The following is a 20,090-nucleotide window of genomic DNA, read 5'->3' as shown; positions in this document are numbered from 1 at the left end:
CCGCGCGGGGGGGGGGGGGCGGTGGGGGGGGGGGGGGGGTTGGGGGTGTCCCCCCCCCCGGCTTTTCCCCCCGGGGGGGGGCCCCCGGGCCCCCCCCCCCCCCGCCCCGCCCCCGTCGTCGTAGCGGAAACGCTCTACGCGATGTGGTCTTCCTGGAGTTCCGCCGTGTGGCGGTTGGTGAAACGGTTGACCATGCGGTCGGCCTCGCGCTGCGGGAGCGTGATGCCGTACGTGGCCTCCACGTCACCCCTGAACTGGCCCGAGGTCGGATAGCTGCCGTCTATCGACTTCTTGAAGACCAGGTAGTAGTCCTCCTCGGTCAGCTCCGTGCCGCCGCCCGCACCCAGCTCGCGGGTACGGCCCGGGCCGGACGGGATCGGGAACGTACCCGTGTCCTCCGGCGAGGGCTCCGGGGCCGGGGCGGGCTGCTCCTCGTACTGCTGCTGTTGCGGGAACTGCCGCTGCTCGTACCGCTGCTGTTCCTCCTCGAACTGCTGGAACTGCTCCGCCTGCTGCTGCTCCGAGTACCACTGCCGGTACGCGGCGTCCGGGTCGTACGTCGGGTCGTAGTCGCCCTGGTACGCGACGGACTGGGGGTCCCGCGCCTGGAGCCACTGGCTCTGCGGCTCGGGGTAGTCCTCCGGCCCCGGCTGCCCGGGGGCCTCCTGCGCGACGGGCGCGGGCAGCTGCTCGCGGACCGGCGCCGGGGTGTTCTGCAGCGCGGGTGCCGTCTGCTGCTCCGGCTCGCGGGCCGGCTCCAACTGCGGGGCGGGGGGCAGCAGTACGGGCTCGATGCCCGCCGCGGCCAGGCCCGAGGGGGCCGTCTCCGCGAGCGGGACGCCGTAGCGGGCCAGACGCAGCGGCATGATGGACTCCACCGGGGCCTTGCGGCGCCACGCGCGGCCGAAGCGGGAGTGCAAGCGGGCCTGGTAGACGAGGCGGTCCTGCTCCAGCTTGATGACCTGCTCGTAGGAGCGCAGCTCCCACAGCTTCATCCGGCGCCAGAGCAGGAACGTCGGGATCGGGGAGAGCAGCCAGCGGGTGAGCCGCACGCCCTCCATGTGCTTGTCGGCGGTGATGTCGGCGATCCGGCCGATCGCGTGCCGGGCCGCCTCGACGGAGACCACGAACAGGATCGGGATCACCGCGTGCATACCGACACCCAGCGGGTCCGGCCAGGCCGCCGCGCCGTTGAACGCGATCGTCGCGACCGTCAGCAGCCACGCCGTCTGGCGCAGCAGCGGGAAGGGGATCCTGATCCAGGTCAGGAGCAGGTCCAGGGCGAGCAGGACGCAGATACCCGCGTCGATACCGATCGGGAAGACGTACGCGAAGTTCCCGAAGCCCTTTTTCAGGGCGAGTTCGCGCACGGCGGCGTACGAACCGGCGAAGCCGATGCCGGCGATGACGACCGCACCGGAGACCACCACGCCGATGAGCACCCGGTGCATACGTGTGAGCTGAATGGGCGCGGACACCCGGACTCCCCTCCCCTTACATGTTGTTGCGCGCAACAGGGTGGCACATGTGTGCGGCGTCCCGGGTGCCGGTCTGCCAGGAGCCCGGTCCCCAAAGGGTCCGGGCTCCGTCAAAACGCTCTATTGACCTGCGCGTTGAGGCGCGAATCCGTTTCGGATGTGACGGTCAGCTCTTCTTCGTCGCGGAGGGCGAGGGAGAGGAGCTCGCGGCCTTGGAGGCCGACTTGGAGGGAGAGGGGGACACAGGGGCGGAACTCGTGCCAGTGCCAGTGCCGCTGCCCGTGCCGTTGGCCGTCGTGACCGCCGCCACGGCCTCCTTCACGGCCTTCTCCGCCGCCTTCGTCAACGCGTCCGCGCTCGGCGCCTTGTCGCCCGCCAGGCCCGCGCCGTTGTAGTCGATCGTGACGACCACGTTCTCGACCCGCGCCACCACCGTCTGCTGCTTGAAGGCGCCTTCCTTCTTCTTCAGGTCGTAGCGCACCGCCGTCGCCTCGGCGCCCGCACCCGCGACCGGCTCCGACCTGGTGTTCTTCGCGCCGGTGGCGGACTGCGCCTCCTGCACCTGCTTCGTGTAGTACGCGTGCGCCAGCTTGTCGCCCTCGCCCTGGGTCTGCGACGAGTCGAACCGCAGCAACGACACGTTCAGCCAGCGGAACTGCGAACCCTTGACCCCGTTGTTGTCCAGGCTCGTCCAGGAGCAGCTGCCGCGCGACGCGGTGTCGGTCGAGGTGCCCTCCTTGCCCGACGTGGCGCCCTTCGGCACCAGATCGGTCAACGTCTTCTTCGACAGCACCGCACACGGCTCGGGCAGCTTCTTGTACGCCGCCGCCTGCACCGTCGGAGCGGCCGACGCGGTCGCCGTCAGATCGCCGCTCCCCGCGTTCTCCTTGTTCGCCCCGGCACTGGAGCCGGAGTCGGAGGAGCAGCCGGCCGCGATCAGCATCACCGGGACGGCGGCCGTACAGACAAGGACGCGGCTCAGACGCTTCGCCCGCTGCTGGTCACTCTGGTCTCGTTGTGCTGGTTGATGCATGGTTCCTTCACTCATGACGCTCGTGGTTCCTGCCGTCGGATCGGGTCCGAGGGGCCACGGTACGCGGTGAGTCAGCTGTGCGGTCTCCGTTCGCGGCCTTTGCGCGGGGCCGCGAACGGTGCCGCCCGGAGCCCTAACCGTTGAGCGAGTCGGCCAGCTGCGCGGCCAGTTTCCGCGCCCTGTCCTGCATCTTCTGGCTGTCCGGCACCACGCCGACCGTCGCCGGCTGCTCGTCGTACTCGATGGTCACGATGACGTTGGACGTGCGGAACACCACAGTCACCGTGCGCTGCTTCGCCGTCGAACCCGAACTGCTCAACGCGTCGTCCAGGAACGCCTCGTCACCGAGACCGGAGAGGGTGCGGGGTTCGAGACCGGTGGGCGACGGAGAGGCGGAGGCGGAAGCGGACGACGACGAGGAGGAGGTGGCGGAGGAGGAAGGCGTCGCGGAATCCGACGCCGACGCGGATGCCGATGCCGATGCGGACGCGGAATCCGACACCGTGGCGCTCGCCGTCGGCTCCGGGAGATCCGCCGCCGTCTCCTTCGTCGCGAAGATCGTCTGCGCCTCGCTGTCGTCGCTCACGGCGTTGTCGTAGGACACCACCCGCTCGAAGTCGACCAGCAGATGGTCGGTCGCGTCCGTGGACTCCACCTTCCAACGGCAGCCCACCTTGCGGTCCGTGTCGAACGTCAGCGTGGCGTCGCCCGCGTAGGCCGCCTCGCGCTGGTCCGCGTCCGTGATCTGCTTGACGCCGGGCAGCAGGGAGTCCAGCGTGCCGTGGCCGACCGCCCCGCAGGGCTCCGGAAGCGTGCGGTACTTGCCCGGCTGGGCCACCGCCGTCGCCGTACCGGCCTCACCGGGGTTCGCGTCGTCCGTCGTACCGCTGTCGGCCGAGCCGCTCGTGCAGCCGGCCAGCAGCGCCACGAGGAGCGCGGCGGCGCCGGGTACGTACGCCTTCCGCTGCACGGTCGGGCTCCTCTCGACGGTATGTCGGTGTGTAGACGTGTGTAGACGTGTGTAGACGTGTGTAGACGTGTGTAGGTGTGTCCCTCGACCCCTTGAACGATCCAGGGTCTGCCAGTGTCCCCGCTGGTTAATCGCTTGCCGCACCGGGGGACCCCCTGGAGACAATGTCTATCGCACGCACAGCCGTGGACGCCGGTCCGCTGTCCCTTTCGTTGACCTTGGCGCCGGTTTTGCGATGTATGACTTTTGATGTGATTCCGGGGGAATGAGGAAGAGATGTCGTACGTGGAGATGCCGGGCGCGAAGGTTCCGATCCGCATGTGGACGGACCCGGCGACGGTCGAGGAGGGCGCGCTCCAGCAGCTGCGCAACGTGGCGACCCTGCCGTGGATCAAGGGCCTGGCGGTCATGCCGGACGTGCACTACGGGAAGGGCGCGACGGTCGGTTCGGTCATCGCGATGCGGGGTGCGGTGTGTCCCGCGGCGGTGGGGGTCGACATCGGCTGCGGGATGTCGGCGGTGAAGACGTCACTCACGGCGAACGATCTTCCCGGAGATCTGTCCCGGCTGCGGTCGAAGATCGAGCAGGCGATTCCGGTGGGGCGGGGGATGCACGACAGTCCTGTCGAGCCGGGGCGGTTGCACGGGTTCGCTACTGCGGGGTGGGAGGAGTTCTGGGGGCGGTTCGACGGGGTTGCCGAAGCGGTCAAATTCCGTCATGAGCGTGCGCAAAAGCAGATGGGAACGCTCGGATCCGGCAACCACTTCACCGAAGTGTGCATAGATGGCGACGGTTCGATCTGGCTCATGCTCCACTCCGGATCCCGGAACATCGGCAAGGAGCTGGCCGAGCACCACATCGGCACGGCCCAGAAGCTCCCGCACAACCAGGGCCTGGTCGACCGTGACCTCGCCGTCTTCATCGCGGACACCCCGCAGATGGCGGCGTACCGCAACGACCTGTTCTGGGCGCAGGAGTACGCGAAGTACAACCGCACGATCATGATGGCGCTCCTGAAGGACGTGGTCCGCAAGGAGTTCAAGAAGGCGAAGCCGACCTTCGAGCCGGAGATCTCCTGCCACCACAACTATGTGAGCGAGGAGCGGTACGAGGGCATGGACCTGCTGGTCACCCGTAAGGGGGCGATCCGGGCCGGCTCCGGCGAGTACGGGATCATCCCGGGTTCGATGGGCACCGGTTCGTACATCGTGAAGGGCCTCGGCAACGAGAAGTCCTTCAACTCCGCGTCGCACGGCGCCGGTCGGCGCATGAGCCGTACCGCGGCCAAGCGTCGCTTCTCGACGAAGGACCTGGAGGAGCAGACGCGGGGCGTGGAGTGCCGTAAGGACTCCGGTGTCGTGGACGAGATCCCGGGCGCGTACAAGCCGATCGAGCAGGTCATCGATCAGCAGCGGGACTTGGTGGAGGTCGTGGCGAAGCTGAAGCAGGTTGTGTGCGTGAAGGGTTGACGCAGGAGGGCCGGGCAGCGGAGCGGCACGGAGCAAGCCACCCCTACTTGTTCGGCGCGTGTGTCACCGCGTAGATCATCACGAACGCGACGATGTGGATGCCGAAGAGGAAGTAGCCGAGGAAGTACCAGACCTTGCGCTCGTTCCTGGTCTCCTCGGCCAACCGGCGCTTGTCCAGGGCTTCTTGGGAGTTGTCGGGGCCGTCCGGGCGCTCCTGCTCGTCGGGCATCACAGCTCCCTGTGGACCTTGGTGTTCGAGGCCTGGGCGCGGGGGCGGACCACGAGGAGGTCGATGTTGACGTGGCTGGGGCGGGTGACCGCCCAGCTGATCGTGTCGGCGACGTCGTCGGCGGTGAGGGGCTCGGCGACGCCCTCGTAGACCTTCGCCGCCTTCTCCGCGTCGCCGCCGAAGCGGGTCAGCGCGAACTCGTCCGTCCTGACCATGCCGGGCGCGACCTCGATGACCCGGACCGGGGTGCCGACGATCTCCAGGCGCAGCGTCTCGGCGAGGACGTGGGCGCCGTGCTTGGCGGCGACATAGCCCGCGCCGCCCTCGTACGTGCCGTGGCCGGCCGTGGAGGAGACGACCACGACCGTGCCGTCGCCGCTCGCGGTGAGGGCGGGGAGGAGGGCCTGGGTGATGTTCAGGGTGCCGAGGACGTTCGTCTCGTACATCGTGCGCCAGTCGGCGGGGTCACCGGTCGCGACCGGGTCGGCGCCGAGTGCGCCGCCCGCGTTGTTGACCAGGACGCCGATCGTCTTGAAGGCGGTCGCGAACTCGTCGACGGCACCGCGGTCGGTGACGTCGAGTTCGTACGCCGTCGCCTTGTGGCCCGCCTTGTTGATCTCCTCGGCGAGTGCCTCGATGCGGTCCTTGCGGCGGGCGGTGAGGACGACGCGGTAGCCGGCCGAGGCGAGCTGCCGGGCGGTGGCGGCGCCGATCCCGCCGCTGGCCCCGGTGACGACCGCGATACGGGAGGCGGCGGACGGTGCGGCGGTGGCCATGGGGCTGCTCCTCAGGACGGTGCGATGTCTCAGACGTCTCGTACGGCTTGGTCTCCGACGTCTCGTACGACTTACCGCTGCCAGGGTATCGAGGTGGCTCAGCCGCCGTTGCGCGGCGCCCACATGATCACGGCCATCCCGGCCAGGCAGATCAGGGCGCCGGTGACGTCCCAGCGGTCGGGCCGGTAGCCGTCCGCGACCGCGCCCCAGGCCAGCGAACCGGCGACGAAGATCCCGCCGTACGCCGCGAGGATGCGGCCGAAGTGGGCGTCGGGCTGGAAGGTGGCGACGAAGCCGTACACGCCGAGGGCCATGACCCCGCCGCCGATCCACAGCCAGCCGCGGTGTTCGCGCACCCCCTGCCAGACCAGCCAGGCGCCGCCGATCTCGAAGACGGCGGCGACGAGGAAAAGGGCTGCGGAGCGGAGAACGAGCATGACCGCCACCCCATCACACGGGTGTCACCTGATGGACGGCGCCTGTCGGGCGCCGCGCGTGGGATACATCCGTACGACCACGGTGGCGGTGTACGGGTTGTACGGGCGTACTGGGCGTACTGGGCGTACTGGGCGTACTGGGCGTACTGGGCGTACTGAGGAGTGGACGGCATGCGGGTTCTACGAGTACTACGGGTTCTACGGCTACTGGGGCTACTGGGGCTTCTACGGGTTCTGGCCGTGGCGGGCAGCGCGCTGGCGGTGACGGGCGCGGCTCCCGGTCACGCCGATCTCTCCGGTCCGGAGGCGGATCTCGCCTATCACGGCTCGGCCGCCATGACCGCGGGCCGGTTCGACGTGCGGTTCACCCCGCGCAACCACGGGCCGTCCGCGATCCCCGACGCGACCGTACGGCTGCGCTGGTCGAAGCCGCTCGCGGACCGGCAGACGCTGCCGGAGGGGTGTGCGCGGTCGGGGGAGCGGGTGGTGGTGTGCCGGACGGGGGCGCTGGCCGCGGACGAGGCGGGCGAGCGGATCGAGCTGCGGGTACGGCTGGCCGGCGCGCCCTCCGAGGTGCTGCTGGAGCTGGACACCGTGTGGGGCGGGGGCGCGGTGGACGGGAACCGGGCCAACGACCAGCAGCGGGTGCTCGTCCTCGACACCAGCGACACCTACTACTTCTGAGCCACACCCGTAGTAGCGACACCTACTACTTCTGAGCCACACCCGTAGTACCGCGGAGCCACGCCCGAGACCGCGACCGCGTCGTACGCCCTGTTCAACCAGGCCGTCGCCGACCGGCTCGGGCTGCACCCCACCGATCTGCAGTGCCTGAACCTGCTCACGCTGGAGGCCGGGCCGGTGACCACGGGCCGGATCGCCGAGCTGACCGGGCTGACGACGGGGTCGGCGACGCGGCTCGTGGACCGGCTCGGCGGTGGCTGGTTCGCGCTCTTCGACGACCTCGACGACTCCCAACTGGCCGTGATCGTCGACCACATGAGGCGTACGAGGGAGTTCAGCGCGCGGCAGACCGCGCGTCTGCGCGCGGGGGACGTGGACGGGTGACCTTCTCCTGGTCGTCCCCGGCGCAGCGCCCGCGCGCTGCCCCTGGGGGTGCTTCTAGGGGGCAGGCTCCACCTTCGATCTCCACCCGGATTTCCACCCGTGGGTCCGGGAGCTTTTCCGGCGTCGGCGGGAGAGTCGCACTCAGGAAAACGCGCGGCGGGAAGACCGCCGGAAACCGAGGAGTGCGACGTCATGACGGACATGGAGCAGGCGCTGGCGATCAGCGGGGGCATCTTCGCGGTGATGATGCTGACGCAGTACGGGCGCCGGAAGTACGACCTGCACAAGGTGCTGATGCCGATCGGCACGGTGTCCGCGGTCGGCTACTTCTATCTGAAGGGGACGCCCACCCAGACCGTCGACGTGGTCGTCTATCTGGTGGGCGCCGCGATCGGACTGGCCTGCGGTGTCGTCGCCACCCTCACCACCGGCGTGGAGCGGGACCCGGTCTCGGGCAAGGTCCACACCCGGTGCGGCGCGGGGTTCGTGGCGATCTGGACGGCGGTGGTCGCCCTGCGCGTCGCCTTCATCTACCTCGCCGAGCACAACACCTGGTTCCGCGACCACCTCGGCACGTTCATGGCGGAGCACCACATAGTGCAGGACGCCATCGCGCCGTTCTTCGTCATCATGGCGCTGGCCATGGTCCTCACCCGGGTGTTCCTGCTGCTGGCCCGTGTGCGCCTGCTGGCACCGGCCGGGGCCCACGGCGACGCCCTCACCCGGGGGTCTTCACCAGTCCGTGGATGAACGCGTACTTCACGGCATGTGCCCGGTCCCGCAGATGCGCCTTGGAGAAGAGGTTGTTGATATGCGTCTTCACCGTCGCCTCGCTCACCACCAGCCGCTCGGCGATCCCCCGGTTGGTGAGGCCCTCGCCGATCAGTGTGAGCACCTCGACCTCCCGGGGTGTGAGGTCCGGGGCGAGTCCCGTGCCCGGCCGCTCGGCGGGGGTCCCGCCCCGCGCGGCGGCGGCGACGAGCCGGTCCCGTACGGCGGGGTCGAGCACGGACTGCCCGGCCGCCGCGGCCCGTACCGCGCGGGTGATGTCCTGCCGGCCGGACTCCTTGGTGAGGTAGCCGCGGGCGCCGGCGCCGAGCGCGGCGAGGATGTACTCCTCGTCGGCGAAGGTGGTGAGCACCACGACGGCGACCTGCGGGAAGCGCTCCGCGAGCAGCCGGGTGGCCTCCACCCCGTCCATCCGCGGCATGTTGAGATCCATCAGGATCACGTCGGGCGCGTGCTCCTCGGCGGCCCGCACGGCCTCCCCGCCGTCCTTCGCCGTCGCCACGACCTCCACACCGGGCTGCAGATCCAGTACGGTCGCCAGCGCCTCACGGACGGCGGTCTGGTCGTCGGCCACCACCACCCGTACGACGGGCTGCCGCTCGTCCCGTACGGCGGCCTGCTGCTCGTCTCGTACGGCGGCCTGCCGCTCGCCGTGCCGCTGTCGCTCGTCGCTCATCCCGGGATCACCACGCGCACTCGCCATCCTCCCGCATCGTCGCCGTCCACGATCGGCCCGGCCGTGACCGTGCCGCCCACCAGATCGAGGCGCTCGCGCATCCCGACAAGCCCCATCCCGCTCCCCGCGTCCGCCAACGGCCGCGAGCCCTGCGGCGGCGCGGAGTTCACCACCTCGAAGACGGTCTCGTCCGGGAGGTGCTCCAGGTGCTCCAGGCGCATGCGGACCTGGGCGCCGGGCGCGTACTTGTGCGCGTTGGTCAGCGCCTCCTGGGCGCAGCGCACGATCACCTGGGCGAGGCGGACGGGCAGTTCACGCGGTGGCCCGTCGACCGTCAGCGTACCGGCGTCGGACGCGGACGCGAGCAGTGACCGCAGCGTCTCCACCAGCGGCAGCGCGTCCTCGCGCAGGTCCCCGACCGTGCGCTGCACCTCGGTCAGCCCCGAGCGCACCAGGCTCTGCGCCCGCTGGGCCGCCTGCCGGGCCCGGTCGATGTCACCGGACTCCAACAGGGCGTCGGCGACCTCCAGTTGCATGTTCACCCCGGCCAGCGAGTGGGCCAGTACGTCGTGCACGTCCCGGGCGATCCGGGCCCGCTCGGCGAGTGCCTCGGCCCGTGCCTCGGCGCGTGCGGCCAGTTCGGCCTGCTCGGCGGCGGCCCGCGCGGAGCGCAGCGCCTCGGTGTGGGCCCGGTTGGAGAGACCGACCAGCACACTGACGCCGGTGAAGGCGCCCACGATCCACGAGGTGCCGTGGCCGCCCCACGGCAGGAGCAGCGCACCCGCGCACAGGGCGCTGGTGACCGCGGCGAAGGGCAGTGAGCGGCGGCTGTCGAGACGGTATCCGGCGTGCCCGGTCACGAAGTACGCGAACAGGGCCGACGCCCCGGAGCGGTCCAGGGCCATCAGCGCGGCGGCCCCGGCCGACCAGACGCACAGCACCGCGAACTGCGGCCCGGACGCGAGCCGCCCCTCGGGAATCAGCCGCGTGCACATCATCAGCGAGACCAGGACGAGCAGACACAGCACCGCGAGCCCGGTACCGGACCAGCCGACCGGCCGCACCACGAACGCGGCCACGGTGATACCGGCGACGGTGCCGAAGACCTGGATGGGGTTGTTGTCCGCCGTGAACCACCGGGTCACGGCCTGAGTTCGGTTCACCGTGGCTCTCTTCCCGCTGTGGTCCGGCCGCTGCGAAAGCTACCAGCGCGAGCGTCGGAGGTGCCGGGCCACTGGACGAGGCCGGATGAACGGGAGGTCGTCGTCACTGCACGCCCTGGGCGTACGCGGTCGGTGTCACCCCGACCGTCGCCGTGAAGTCCCGGACCAGGTGGGCCTGGTCGGCATAGCCCAGGTCGGCGGCCAGGCCGGCCCAGTCCACGGGCTCCTCGGATCCGGCCCGCTCCAGGGCCTCGTGGATGCGGTAGCGCAGGATGACCCACTTGGGGCCGACGCCGACGTACGCGGCGAAGAGGCGCTGCAGCAGTCGTACGGACAGGCCTTCGGCGTGGGCGAAGTCGGTCACGCGGCGGATGGCGCGGTCGCCGCGGATGCGGTCGACCAGGGCGGTGGCCAGTTCGGCCTGCGGGTCGGGGCGGAGGTCGAGGGCGAGGAGGAAGGTGTCCAGGGCGGCGACGCGGGCGCTGTCGTCGGCGTGGTCGAGGACCGTGGCGGGGTCGGTGCCGGGGAACACGTCGGGCTGGCGGATCCGCAGCCCGGTCCACTCCGACACCGGGCGCTCGGGCAGCGCGGTGCGGAAGGCGCCGGGCCGGAACTTGATCCCGCACACGCGCCCGCGCCCCTCCAGTTTCTGCGCGAAGAGACCGTGCGGGATGCCCGCGACCTCGACGAAGGCGTCCTCGCCGGCGAGCCGCTGGAAGACGATGTGCACGGCCGGGTGCGGGACGACGTGGGACACGTAGGGCTCGGTCAGGTCCCAGTCGATCAGCCAGTAGTGCTCGACGTACGGGCGCAGCGGCTCGGCGGGTCCGGGGCGGCGGAAGCGCACGCGGGCGAGGAGTTCCGCGGGGTCGACGATTCCTCGGGTGTCGTCGGCTTCTCCGGAGGCGCTGGGGCGTGGGGCGGCCATGTCGGGATCGTAGGACGAGCCACTGACAGCGGACGGAAGACGGCGTCCCCGGTCTGTGGAATATGTGCGGCGGGGTGGCCGTTGGGGGGTATAGTTGAATAATCAACAACCTGGAGGGTGAACGACCATGCAGTTCGGGATCTTCAGCGTCGGCGACGTCACACCGGACCCGACCACCGGACGGACGCCGACCGAGCGTGAGCGCATCAAGGCCATGGTCGCCATCGCGCTGAAGGCCGAGGAGGTCGGGCTCGACGTCTTCGCGACCGGCGAGCACCACAACCCGCCGTTCGTGCCCTCGTCGCCCACCACGATGCTCGGCTTCATCGCGGCGCGGACCGAGAAGCTGATCCTCTCCACCTCCACCACCCTCATCACCACCAACGACCCGGTGAAGATCGCGGAGGACTTCGCGATGCTCCAGCACCTGGCCGACGGCCGGGTCGACCTGATGATGGGCCGCGGCAACACCGGCCCGGTGTACCCCTGGTTCGGGCAGGACATCCGCCAGGGCATCAACCTCGCCATCGAGAACTACGCCCTGCTGCGCAGGCTGTGGCGCGAGGACGTCGTGAACTGGGAGGGCAAGTTCCGCTCCCCGCTCCAGGGCTTCACGTCCACGCCCCGCCCGCTGGACGGCGTGGCGCCGTTCGTCTGGCACGGCTCGATCCGCAGCCCCGAGATCGCTGAACAGGCGGCCTACTACGGCGACGGGTTCTTCCACAACAACATCTTCTGGCCGGCCGACCACACCAAGCGGATGGTCGAGCTGTACCGGGAGCGGTACGCGCACTACGGCCACGGCACGGCGGAGCAGGCGATCGTCGGGCTCGGCGGCCAGGTCTTCATGCGCAAGAACTCCCAGGACGCGGTCAAGGAATTCCGCCCGTACTTCGACAACGCGCCGGTCTACGGCCACGGGCCCTCCCTGGAGGACTTCACCGACCAGACCCCGCTGACCGTCGGCTCCCCGCAGGAGGTCATCGAGAAGACCCTCGCGTTCCGGGACTACGCCGGTGACTACCAGCGCCAGCTGTTCCTGCTGGACCACGCCGGGCTGCCGCTGAAGACGGTCCTGGAGCAGCTCGACCTGCTGGGCGAGGAGGTCGTACCGGTCCTGCGCAAGGAGTTCGCGGTGAACCGCCCGGAGGACGTGCCGGAGGCGCCGACGCACGAGTCGCTCAAGGCAGCCAAGGCCGCCGCATCGGAAGGGGTGACCGTCGCATGAAGCTCGTAGTCGTCTCGGCGGGGCTGAGCGTGCCGTCGTCCACGAGGCTGCTGGCCGACCGGCTGGCGGCGGCGGTGGACCGGCAGACCCCTGTCGACATCCAGGTCGTGGAGCTGCGCGACCTGGCCGTCGACATAGCCCACAACCTCACCAACGGCTTCCCTGGAAGAAAGCTCGCGGAAGCCCTCGACGCGGTGACGCGGGCCGACGGCCTGATCGCCGTCACGCCGGTGTTCTCCGCGTCGTACAGCGGACTCTTCAAGTCGTTCTTCGACGTCCTCGACAAGGACGCGCTCGTCGGAAAGCCGGTACTGATCGCGGCGACGGGCGGCAGCGCGCGCCACTCCCTGGTACTGGAACACGCCCTGCGCCCGCTCTTCGCGTACCTGCGCGCCGTGGTCGTCCCGACCGGGGTGTACGCCGCCTCGGAGGACTGGGGTGCGGAGGGGCTGCCGGAGCGGATCGAGCGGGCGGCGGGGGAGTTGGCGGGCCTGATGGCGGGCCTGTCGCCAGGGCGCCCGGCGAGCAAGCCGACGGTCGTACCGTTCACGGACCAATTGGCGGCACTGAATATCAGCCCGTCCGGCGTCTGAGGACGAGGCCCCTTCAGGGCCGAAGGGGGGTCTGGGGGCGCAGCCCCCAGGCAGGTACCCCGCCGCACCCGACCGTGAGAAGACGGTAGGAGGACACCCCGGGTTGCGCCCACCTCGGTGAGAGCCAGGTAAAAAGGGTGATCGTAGACCTGCCCCCACCGGTCAACCGCCGGAGGCCTTGGCACACTGGGTGGCGTGCCCCAGACTGTGCTGCTCGCCGAAGACGACCGTGCCATCCGTCATGCCCTGGAGCGGGCCCTGAGCCTGGAGGGCTACCAGGTGACCGCGGTCGCCGACGGTGTCGAGGCGCTCGCGCAGGCCCACCGCACCCCACCGGACGTGCTGCTCCTCGACGTCATGATGCCCGGCATCGACGGCCTCCAGGTCTGCCGGGTGCTGCGCGCCGAGGGCGACCGCACCCCGATCCTGATGCTGACCGCCCTCGTGGAGACCGCCGACAGGATCGCGGGCCTGGACGCGGGCGCCGACGACTACGTGGTGAAGCCCTTCGACGTCGAAGAGGTCTTCGCGAGGCTGCGCGCCCTGCTCCGCCGCACCAGCCCGGTCCCGGCCAACGGCGTCGCCGGCACCGCCGCGGACGCCCTGAGGGACGAACCCCACACGGGGACGTCATCGTCCTCCTTCCTCTCCGCCGCCGCCTCCTCCACCGACCGGCAGATCTCGGCGGCCGGTCTGCGCATGGACCTCCAGGCCCGCCGCGTCTGGCGCGGGGACCGCGAACTGGAGCTGACCAGGACCGAGTTCGAGCTTCTCGAACTGCTCGTCCGCAACGCGGGCATCGTCCTCGACCACTCCACGATCTACGACCGCATCTGGGGCTACGACTTCGGCCCCGGCTCCAAGAACCTCGCCGTCTACGTCGGCTATCTGCGCCGCAAGCTCGATGAGCCCGGCGCACCGCAGCTGATCCACACGGTGCGTGGCGTGGGTTACGTGCTGCGGGAGGACTGAGTGGGCCGCCTGCGGCGGCTGGTGGCCACCCGGCGACCCAGACTGGTCTCGCTCCGCACCACGTTCGTCCTGTCCTTCGCGGCCGTGACCGCCGCCGTCACCCTCCTCGTCGGCGTCCTGTCGTACAGCGCGGCTGCCCGCCTGGTCCGCGTCGACCAGGAGTCCGTGTTCGACCAGGTCGTACAGGATCTCCAGGACGAGGTGCGGACGCACCAGATGACGCCCGACGACTTCTCCTCCTCCGCGCCAGGACACGACATCGTGCGGCCCGCCCGTACGGACGTACAGGTGCTCGGGCGGGACGGCGCCGTCCTCGACAGCGGCAGCCCGGCGCTGCCCGTCAGCGGCGACGACCGGGCGGTCGCGGGCGACAGGGTGGCCGGGAAGACGGTGGAGCACAAGGACGTCGCCGTCGCCTCGGACGTGTACCGCATCGCGACCGTCTCGCTCGGCGACGGACGGGGTGCGGTGCAGGTCGCGCAGGAGTTCAGCGACACCGAGGATCTGCTGCGGGCGTTGCAGCAGCGGACGTTCGTGCTGATGGCGGCCGTGGTCGTACTCGCCGGTCTGTGCGGCTGGTGGCTGGCCCGGCGCATCACGCGGCGCCTCATCATCCTCACCGCGGCGGCCGAGGACGTGGCCCGCACCCGCCGGCTCGGCGTCCAGGTCCCCGTCACCGGCTACGACGAGGTGGGCCGCCTGGGCCGCGCCTTCGACCGGATGCTCGGCCGGCTCGCGCAGTCGGAGGAGGACCAGCGCCGCCTGATCCAGGACGCCGGCCACGAACTCCGCACCCCGCTGACCTCGCTCCGTACCAACATCTCCCTGCTGCGCCGCATGGACGAACTGCCGCCCGGCACCCGTGAGGAACTGGTCGCCGACCTCTCCCAGGAGGCCCGCGAACTCACCGACCTGGTCAACGAGTTGGTGGACCTGGCGGCCGGCCAGTCCGACACCGAACCGCCCCAGCAGGTCGATCTCGCCGACATCGCCGAGGACGTCGCGGGCCTGGCCCGCCGCCGCACCGGACGCGACATCGTCGTCCGGGCGAGCGGCGACACCACGACCGACGGCCGCCCTGGCATGCTCCAGCGCGCGATCTCCAACCTCGTGGAGAACGCGGCCAAGTTCGACCGCGCGGGCCAGACCCCCATCGAGATCGCGGTCTCCGGCCCGGCCCGGCCCGGCACGGTCCGCGTCGAAGTACTCGACCGGGGTCCCGGAGTCTCCGAAACCGACCTCTTCCGCATCTTCGACCGCTTCTACCGCGCGGCCGACGCCCGCTCCCTCCCCGGCTCGGGGCTGGGCCTCTCGATCGTCCGCGAGGTGTCCCTGGCCCACGGCGGCGCGCCGTTCGCGCTACGGCGGGACGGCGGCGGGTCGGTGATCGGCTTCACTGTGGGCGGTGTGACCGGGCCGGGAACCGGGCCACGCGGCCGGGGCTGACGGGTTCGGGCTCGGGCTCGGGTTCGGGGAGGGGAGGGTGTCCGGGAAAATGTGACACTTGGGTGGGTGAGTGTCACATTTTTTTGGAGAGGGGGTGGGGGGCGGAGGGGCGAGTGCCCGTGCCGCGTACGGTCGCTCAGCCGGCCGACCCCGTGCGCCCGAAGCAGCGCTCCAGCTCGTCGAGGTCGTAGAACTTGCTGCCCTTCGAGACGGGACGGCAGCCGGCCTTGAACGCGGTCTCCTTCTCGTTGTAGAGCATGCGCACGAGGTAGGTGCTGCCCTTGCGGTAGACGTCCCACTGGATGTTCGAGCCGAGGGGTGCCACGGCGGCGCCCCGCCAGGAGTTGGTGGCGTAGGTGTACGGCTGCTCGGCCGTGACCCCCTCCGTACTTCCCGGCAGGCCCATCAGCGCGGCCAGCGGGATGATCTCCTCGGCGTGGGTGAACCGGAGTTCGGCGCCCAGGTCGCTCGTGCCGTCGCGCTTGGCCTCGGCCTTCTTGAAGAAGTCGTCGAGCAGGACGCCGGCCATCCTGTACGTGATGTCGCTGTCCGCGAAGCCCGGCCCCTTCTCGTAGAAGTCCTCGGCGTCGGACAGATACCCGAACCAGTCGGCGTCGCGCGCGGAGATGTACCGATCCATGCCCCAGCCCTTGCCGCCCGGGCTCTCCTCGCTCATCGCGGGGGCGATGGCGTACAGGTTGTAGACGGCGGTGGCGGCCTCGACGTCCGTGCCGATCGCCGAGAACTCGCCCGCCGTGATCCGGTCCACGAACGCCGGCTCGAAGAGCTTCCCCAGTACGTCACGGGCGGCGCGGTGGGTCCTCGGCTGGTCGGTGATCGACGCGAGGGTGGCCGCGAGCCGCTTGTCGTTCGCGATGTAGTCGCGGTACGCGGCACCCCCGGCGGCCTTGTGGAAGTACAGCAGGTCCTTGTCGGTACGGGTCGCGCCGATGAGGGAGGCCAGACCGGGGTCGGTCTCGGCGAGCGCGGCGCCGTAGAGGTCGGCGCTGTCGACGGCCCGCCCCTGCCCCGAACTGACGACGTCGATGGGCTCCTTGTCCTTCGCGATCGCCGCGAACAGACTCGGCAGCCGCTTCGCCATCCGTACGGCGGTGTCGTGCATCTCCTCCTTCCCGCGCGCGCTCAGGTCGCCGTACCCGACCCCGCTCATGGCGGTTTCGAGTGCCTGCACCTTCGGTCCGAACTCCCGCCCCTTCGCGGTGAGTTGCCCTTCCGCCTGCGCCCTGTTCCACAGCGCGAGGATCAGGTCGCCGTCCGAACTGTCGGTGGACGACCGCGATCCGTGCCGGGACACGTTCTCGGTGAAGACGGGGGTGAAACCGGCCGGGGCCCTCTGGTACGAGCGGGAGTCCTGCTCCGGCTCGTAGGTGGCCTTCGTGCCGTAACTGTCGGTGTGGGAGCGGTTGTTGCCGGGGGCCGCCTGGGCGGCGAACGCGGTGGCCAGGAGCGCGGCCATGCCGAGGACCAGGGCGGGGGTGACACGTCTCATGGGGCGCATCGTTCGCGGGGGACGTGAACGCCGGGTGCACTGGGGGTGACTCCGGGGACTCCACTGGCGGGTGTCCCGGGGCGACGCGAGGACCTACGGACGTACCGCGCCCTCGGCCGGGGCGAACAGGTGGGCCATGGCCTGCCAGAGGGGCATGACGCGGGCGGTGGTGTGCGGGGTTCGCCGGGCGGGGCTGACGGCTGACGGGCGGGCGGTACGGGCTTCCTTGGTGAGGGAGACGGCGGTGTGAGGCATGTCGGTTTCCTTCCGGCGAGTCGTTGACCTCGACCTTGTGAGATCAACGATCCCGCCACCGGGCTGCCGCCACGAGGGGGTGAGCTGCCCAGTCGGGGGTGCAGCCGGCTCCACCATCACGCCGGCAGGTGAGGAGAAGGGCGTGGAGGGCGGTCCGGGCGGCGGCTGTTTCCGGGCAGTTCGTGTCGTTGCCTGTCCCTGCCCGAGGAAGACCAGAAGACCGGGCCTGGAGATCTACCGGACCAGCGGCGAGATCGAACTGTCGCCCAACACGCCCAACACGCCCCACACGGGCCTGACTTGGGCGGACGACCTGCTGTCCGCTCTGCGGACCCGTACCGCCGCCCCCACCCCCCTCCTCACCAGGACACGCCACCACCCCGACACCGCCCTCCGAACCGCCCTGCTCGACGGCGTCCGTGCCGTCCGCGCCGAACAGGTGCCGCTCGACGAACACATGCTGTTCCTCTGCGACTTGCTGGACGGCGCCGGCCTGACGAAGGACTTCGGCCTCACCATGACCCGCCCCCAGCGCCTCGAACGAGCCCGAGGCATCGGCGCGGCGGGAGCCCTCCCGGAGGCCCTGCGTGACACGAGCACGGTGCTGGGCTTCTCATTGCCGGGCCGGGAGGGCAGAACGATCACGACAGGTGACCAGCGGTTTGTGACTAGCTGTCCTTGCGGGCCACCCCGCCGTAGATGCCGATCGGCGCGGCGGCCGGGTCCGGAGTCTCCTCGGGCTGCCAGTGCGTGACCCGGACCAGGCCGGGGTCGACAAGGGTGAAGTCGCCGAAGAAGTCCAGGACTTGGGCGTGCGTGCGGAGGTTGAGGGTGGCGGTGGCCCGGTTGTAGACGGACGCGGCCTCCTCGCGGTGGTCCTCGTGGACATCGCCCGTGGCGTGCGACAGAACGAGGTACGAACCGACGGGCAGCGCGTCGCGCAGGGTCGCGACGATGCCGTACGGATCCCCGTCGTCGGCGAGGAAGTGCACGACGGCCACCAGCAGCACCGCCACCGGCTGGTCGAAGTCGATGGCCTTGCGTACCTCGGGGTGGTCGAGGACGGCACGGGGATCGCGCAGGTCGGCCAGGATGACGGAGGTGTCGGTGTCCTCCATGAGGGCCATCGAGTGGGTGCTGACGATCGGGTCGTTGTCGACGTAGACGATCCGCGTGTCCGGGGCGACGGCGTGCGCGATCTGGTGCACGTTCGGCTCGGTGGGCAGCCCGGTCCCGATGTCGAGGATCTGCCGTACCCCGCCTTCCGCCACGACATGCCGGACGGCCCGGTGCATGAAGCGCCGGTTGGCCCGCACCCCCTCGCGCACCTCCGGCGCCGCCTTGATGAACTGCTCGGCGGCCTCCCGGTCGACCTCGTAGTTGTCCTTGCCGCCGAGGAAGTAGTCGTACATCCGGGCCGGGTGGGGCTTGCTGGTGTCGATGATCAGTGGCTGGGCGCCACTGTCGTCCCCGCTGGGAGAGGTCATGAGGCCAGGCTCCGTCTTGGTGAGTGGCTGTCAGATCATCATCCTGACATGCCCGCCCTCGAACTCAGGCCCGCACCGGGGAAACGGTGTTCTCGTCTCCGGCAGGAGACGGATACGTTCATGCTCATGGTCATCGCCATGGGCGAGCAGACAGCGGCGCCGCGGGGCGCGGTGGTGGTCTCCGGGGGGATGTTCGGCCCCACTGTCCCCCTTCTCATGTACGCGGCCGGCGGACAGCCGTATGAACGCATGGGTCCTCGGTCAGGTCGCCCCGGTACTCGACCGTACGACCGCGAACTCGCCGGGCGGCGTGCCCGTCGTGATCGGGAAGTCCCTCGGCACCCGCGCGGCGACAGCCCCTTTCCTCTTGGTCGGCGGCACAGCCGACAGGCACTGGGACGGAGCCCTCGCCGCCGAGTTGTCACCCCATGTGCTGGAGGCCCAGGGGGCCGACCACGACATGCCCGTGGTGGCGGCGATGGTTCAGTCGTGGCGTCGTCCTCCCGCCGTGATCTCGCCGGATCCCCGCTCGATCAGCCGGGTCGGAACAGTGACGGTGCTGGTGGGTGACTGGTCGCCGTCCAGTCTGCGGAAGAGCATCTCGGCGGCCGTCCTGCCCAGCCGCTCGACGTCCTGGGCGATGACGGAGATCCCCGGGCTGAGCAGGTCGGCCAGGGGGAAGTCGTCGAAGCCCAGGTGGGCGACGGTGTCCTGGAGACCGAGGGCGCGCAGCGCGCGTACGGCGCCGATGGTGACGAGGTTCTGGCTGGTGAACAGCGCGGTGGGCGGGTCCGGCAGCGCCAGGAGCCGCTCGGTCGCGATGATGGCGGATTCCTCGCTGGCCCCGGTGTGCCGGACGATCTCCTCGTCGTACTCGATGTGCGCGACTTCCAGGGCGTGCCGGTACCCGTCGAAACGCTGGGCGGCGGTGGAGATGGTCGCGCGGTCGCCGAGGTAGGCGATGCGGCGGTGGCCGGCCGTCAGCAGGTGGTTGACGGCGGTGACGGCGCCCCGCCGGTTGTCGGAGACGACGGTGTCCGCGTCGAGCAGGCTGGGCTCGCGGTCGACGAAGACCATGCAGGTGCCCGACCGCTGCTCGCTGATCAGATAGCTGTGGTCGCGGCCGGCCGGCACGATCACCAGGCCGTCGACCCGCCGGTCGATGAGAGCGCGGGCCAACTCCCGCTCCCGGGCCGGGTCCTCGTCGAGGCTTCCGACCAGCACGAGCACTCCGCGCTCGCGTGCCACGTTCTCGACGGTGCGGGTCAGGGCCGCCGAGAAAGGGTTCGCCGAGTCCTCGACGAGCATCCCGATCGTGGCCGTACGGCCGTCCCCGCGGCGCAGGCTGCTGGCGGTCAGGTTGGGCCGGTAGCCCAGTTTGTCGGCCGCGTCGCGCACCCGGGCGGCGATGGCCGGATCGACGGTGGGCACCTCGTTGACCACACGCGAGACCGTCTTGATGGCGACGCCGGCCAGTGCCGCCACCTCGCGCATGGTGGGGCGGCTGCGGGGGGACCGCGGCTCCGGCTCGCCCAGGGTCATCGTTGTCTCCAGCTGATTATGCGTTACCCACTCGTTGCCG

Annotated in this window: 21 protein-coding genes; 8 read left to right on the top strand and 13 right to left on the bottom strand. The window is 70.5% G+C overall.

Going from position 1 to position 20,090, the window contains the following annotated elements; translation table 11 throughout:
• Nucleotides 1-134 precede the first annotated feature (134 nt).
• From ACIQBL_RS46440 to ACIQBL_RS46430, 3 genes are all read right to left on the bottom strand, one after another.
• On the bottom strand, nt 135-1,451 hold the full coding sequence (locus ACIQBL_RS46440; protein ID WP_401954816.1) for a DUF2637 domain-containing protein: 1,317 nt from the start codon (nt 1,449-1,451) through the stop codon (nt 135-137).
• Between the two features lie 193 nt (nt 1,452-1,644).
• Nucleotides 1,645-2,526 carry a DUF3558 domain-containing protein gene (locus ACIQBL_RS46435; RefSeq protein WP_401954693.1) on the bottom strand — a complete coding sequence of 294 codons (882 nt, stop codon included), beginning with the start codon at nt 2,524-2,526 and terminating at the stop codon, nt 1,645-1,647.
• A gap of 118 nt (nt 2,527-2,644) precedes the next feature.
• Nucleotides 2,645-3,481 (bottom strand): DUF3558 domain-containing protein, encoded by an 837-nt coding sequence (locus ACIQBL_RS46430; RefSeq protein WP_401954690.1) that lies wholly within the window; start codon nt 3,479-3,481, stop codon nt 2,645-2,647.
• A gap of 276 nt (nt 3,482-3,757) precedes the next feature.
• On the opposite strand from ACIQBL_RS46430, the gene ACIQBL_RS46425 reads away from it, so the two are divergent.
• Entirely contained in the window at nt 3,758-4,951 is a 1,194-nt protein-coding gene (locus ACIQBL_RS46425) for an RtcB family protein (protein WP_401954688.1), read from the top strand.
• Between the two features lie 43 nt (nt 4,952-4,994).
• Here ACIQBL_RS46425 and ACIQBL_RS46420 read toward each other — a convergent pair whose 3' ends face one another.
• The 3 genes from ACIQBL_RS46420 to ACIQBL_RS46410 all read right to left on the bottom strand — a co-directional run bounded on the left by ACIQBL_RS46420 (nt 4,995) and on the right by ACIQBL_RS46410 (nt 6,393).
• Complete coding sequence (locus ACIQBL_RS46420) at nt 4,995-5,180, bottom strand: hypothetical protein (RefSeq protein WP_401954685.1); 186 nt, start codon at nt 5,178-5,180, stop codon at nt 4,995-4,997.
• Nucleotides 5,180-5,956, bottom strand: a complete 777-nt coding sequence (locus ACIQBL_RS46415; protein WP_401954682.1) for an SDR family NAD(P)-dependent oxidoreductase — start codon at nt 5,954-5,956, stop codon at nt 5,180-5,182. The genes ACIQBL_RS46420 and ACIQBL_RS46415 overlap by 1 nt, the downstream gene beginning before the upstream one ends.
• Nucleotides 5,957-6,054: 98 nt before the next feature.
• On the bottom strand, nt 6,055-6,393 hold the full coding sequence (locus tag ACIQBL_RS46410) for a YnfA family protein (protein ID WP_401954679.1): 339 nt from the start codon (nt 6,391-6,393) through the stop codon (nt 6,055-6,057).
• 171 nt (nt 6,394-6,564) lie between these two features.
• Between ACIQBL_RS46410 and ACIQBL_RS46405 the strand changes: the two genes are divergently transcribed.
• The 3 genes from ACIQBL_RS46405 to ACIQBL_RS46395 all read left to right on the top strand — a co-directional run bounded on the left by ACIQBL_RS46405 (nt 6,565) and on the right by ACIQBL_RS46395 (nt 8,211).
• A complete protein-coding gene (locus ACIQBL_RS46405) occupies nt 6,565-7,077 on the top strand; it encodes a hypothetical protein (RefSeq protein ID WP_401954676.1) in 513 nt (170 codons plus the stop codon).
• Nucleotides 7,078-7,167: 90 nt separating this feature from the next.
• Nucleotides 7,168-7,461, top strand: coding sequence for a hypothetical protein (locus ACIQBL_RS46400; protein WP_401954813.1), 294 nt, complete (start codon nt 7,168-7,170; stop codon nt 7,459-7,461).
• A 192-nt stretch (nt 7,462-7,653) separates the two neighbouring features.
• Nucleotides 7,654-8,211 (top strand): hypothetical protein, encoded by a 558-nt coding sequence (locus ACIQBL_RS46395; RefSeq protein WP_401954673.1) that lies wholly within the window; start codon nt 7,654-7,656, stop codon nt 8,209-8,211.
• Here ACIQBL_RS46395 and ACIQBL_RS46390 read toward each other — a convergent pair.
• The 3 genes from ACIQBL_RS46390 to ACIQBL_RS46380 form a co-directional block, all read right to left on the bottom strand.
• Nucleotides 8,180-8,926 carry a response regulator gene (locus ACIQBL_RS46390; RefSeq protein ID WP_401954671.1) on the bottom strand — a complete coding sequence of 249 codons (747 nt, stop codon included), beginning with the start codon at nt 8,924-8,926 and terminating at the stop codon, nt 8,180-8,182. The genes ACIQBL_RS46395 and ACIQBL_RS46390 overlap by 32 nt on opposite strands.
• Nucleotides 8,923-10,089 carry a sensor histidine kinase gene (locus ACIQBL_RS46385; RefSeq protein ID WP_401954669.1) on the bottom strand — a complete coding sequence of 389 codons (1,167 nt, stop codon included), beginning with the start codon at nt 10,087-10,089 and terminating at the stop codon, nt 8,923-8,925. Before ACIQBL_RS46385 ends, ACIQBL_RS46390 begins: the two co-directional genes overlap by 4 nt.
• A 103-nt stretch (nt 10,090-10,192) precedes the next feature.
• Nucleotides 10,193-11,017, bottom strand: a complete 825-nt coding sequence (locus tag ACIQBL_RS46380) for a DUF6597 domain-containing transcriptional factor (RefSeq protein WP_401954666.1) — start codon at nt 11,015-11,017, stop codon at nt 10,193-10,195.
• 127 nt (nt 11,018-11,144) lie between these two features.
• Here ACIQBL_RS46380 and ACIQBL_RS46375 point away from each other — a divergent pair, with 127 nt between their 5' ends.
• The 4 genes from ACIQBL_RS46375 (at nt 11,145) to ACIQBL_RS46360 (ending at nt 15,256) form a co-directional block, all read left to right on the top strand.
• Nucleotides 11,145-12,245: an LLM class flavin-dependent oxidoreductase gene (locus tag ACIQBL_RS46375; protein WP_401954663.1), complete on the top strand. Its 1,101-nt coding sequence runs from the start codon at nt 11,145-11,147 to the stop codon at nt 12,243-12,245.
• Nucleotides 12,242-12,838 carry an FMN reductase gene (locus ACIQBL_RS46370; RefSeq protein WP_401954660.1) on the top strand — a complete coding sequence of 199 codons (597 nt, stop codon included), beginning with the start codon at nt 12,242-12,244 and terminating at the stop codon, nt 12,836-12,838. Before ACIQBL_RS46375 ends, ACIQBL_RS46370 begins: the two co-directional genes overlap by 4 nt.
• Before the next feature lie 195 nt (nt 12,839-13,033).
• Nucleotides 13,034-13,810, top strand: a complete 777-nt coding sequence (locus ACIQBL_RS46365) for a response regulator transcription factor (protein ID WP_401954657.1) — start codon at nt 13,034-13,036, stop codon at nt 13,808-13,810.
• Nucleotides 13,811-15,256, top strand: coding sequence for an ATP-binding protein (locus tag ACIQBL_RS46360; protein WP_401954654.1), 1,446 nt, complete (start codon nt 13,811-13,813; stop codon nt 15,254-15,256).
• A 136-nt stretch (nt 15,257-15,392) separates the two neighbouring features.
• Here ACIQBL_RS46360 and ACIQBL_RS46355 read toward each other — a convergent pair whose 3' ends face one another.
• The 4 genes from ACIQBL_RS46355 to ACIQBL_RS46340 all read right to left on the bottom strand — a co-directional run bounded on the left by ACIQBL_RS46355 (nt 15,393) and on the right by ACIQBL_RS46340 (nt 20,050).
• On the bottom strand, nt 15,393-16,766 hold the full coding sequence (locus ACIQBL_RS46355) for a histidine-type phosphatase (RefSeq protein WP_401954652.1): 1,374 nt from the start codon (nt 16,764-16,766) through the stop codon (nt 15,393-15,395).
• 93 nt (nt 16,767-16,859) lie between these two features.
• Nucleotides 16,860-17,021 carry a hypothetical protein gene (locus tag ACIQBL_RS46350; protein WP_401954649.1) on the bottom strand — a complete coding sequence of 54 codons (162 nt, stop codon included), beginning with the start codon at nt 17,019-17,021 and terminating at the stop codon, nt 16,860-16,862.
• Between the two features lie 668 nt (nt 17,022-17,689).
• Nucleotides 17,690-18,508, bottom strand: coding sequence for an SAM-dependent methyltransferase (locus ACIQBL_RS46345; protein WP_401954647.1), 819 nt, complete (start codon nt 18,506-18,508; stop codon nt 17,690-17,692).
• Between the two features lie 483 nt (nt 18,509-18,991).
• On the bottom strand, nt 18,992-20,050 hold the full coding sequence (locus tag ACIQBL_RS46340; protein ID WP_401954644.1) for a LacI family DNA-binding transcriptional regulator: 1,059 nt from the start codon (nt 20,048-20,050) through the stop codon (nt 18,992-18,994).
• Between the last annotated feature and the right edge of the window lie 40 nt (nt 20,051-20,090).

Origin of the sequence: Streptomyces sp. NPDC088350 (genome assembly GCF_044753545.1) — a bacterium.
Classification (GTDB): Bacteria; Actinomycetota; Actinomycetes; order Streptomycetales; family Streptomycetaceae; genus Streptomyces.
Note: the sequence above shows the minus strand (reverse complement) of the source record. Positions and strands in the feature narration are given on the sequence as shown.

Excerpts from the sequence above, each read along its gene's own strand:
- ACIQBL_RS46440 (WP_401954816.1), bottom strand. The coding sequence starts at position 1,451 with ATGCACCGGGTGCTCATCGGCGTGGTGGTCTCCGGTGCGGTCGTCATC.
- ACIQBL_RS46435 (WP_401954693.1), bottom strand. The coding sequence starts at position 2,526 with ATGAGTGAAGGAACCATGCATCAACCAGCACAACGAGACCAGAGTGAC.
- ACIQBL_RS46425 (WP_401954688.1), top strand. The coding sequence starts at position 3,758 with ATGTCGTACGTGGAGATGCCGGGCGCGAAGGTTCCGATCCGCATGTGG.
- ACIQBL_RS46420 (WP_401954685.1), bottom strand. The coding sequence starts at position 5,180 with ATGCCCGACGAGCAGGAGCGCCCGGACGGCCCCGACAACTCCCAAGAA.
- ACIQBL_RS46415 (WP_401954682.1), bottom strand. The coding sequence starts at position 5,956 with ATGGCCACCGCCGCACCGTCCGCCGCCTCCCGTATCGCGGTCGTCACC.
- ACIQBL_RS46410 (WP_401954679.1), bottom strand. The coding sequence starts at position 6,393 with ATGCTCGTTCTCCGCTCCGCAGCCCTTTTCCTCGTCGCCGCCGTCTTC.
- ACIQBL_RS46405 (WP_401954676.1), top strand. The coding sequence starts at position 6,565 with ATGCGGGTTCTACGAGTACTACGGGTTCTACGGCTACTGGGGCTACTG.
- ACIQBL_RS46395 (WP_401954673.1), top strand. The coding sequence starts at position 7,654 with ATGACGGACATGGAGCAGGCGCTGGCGATCAGCGGGGGCATCTTCGCG.
- ACIQBL_RS46390 (WP_401954671.1), bottom strand. The coding sequence starts at position 8,926 with ATGAGCGACGAGCGACAGCGGCACGGCGAGCGGCAGGCCGCCGTACGA.
- ACIQBL_RS46380 (WP_401954666.1), bottom strand. The coding sequence starts at position 11,017 with ATGGCCGCCCCACGCCCCAGCGCCTCCGGAGAAGCCGACGACACCCGA.
- ACIQBL_RS46375 (WP_401954663.1), top strand. The coding sequence starts at position 11,145 with ATGCAGTTCGGGATCTTCAGCGTCGGCGACGTCACACCGGACCCGACC.
- ACIQBL_RS46370 (WP_401954660.1), top strand. The coding sequence starts at position 12,242 with ATGAAGCTCGTAGTCGTCTCGGCGGGGCTGAGCGTGCCGTCGTCCACG.
- ACIQBL_RS46355 (WP_401954652.1), bottom strand. The coding sequence starts at position 16,766 with ATGAGACGTGTCACCCCCGCCCTGGTCCTCGGCATGGCCGCGCTCCTG.
- ACIQBL_RS46350 (WP_401954649.1), bottom strand. The coding sequence starts at position 17,021 with ATGCCTCACACCGCCGTCTCCCTCACCAAGGAAGCCCGTACCGCCCGC.
- ACIQBL_RS46345 (WP_401954647.1), bottom strand. The coding sequence starts at position 18,508 with ATGACCTCTCCCAGCGGGGACGACAGTGGCGCCCAGCCACTGATCATC.
- ACIQBL_RS46340 (WP_401954644.1), bottom strand. The coding sequence starts at position 20,050 with ATGACCCTGGGCGAGCCGGAGCCGCGGTCCCCCCGCAGCCGCCCCACC.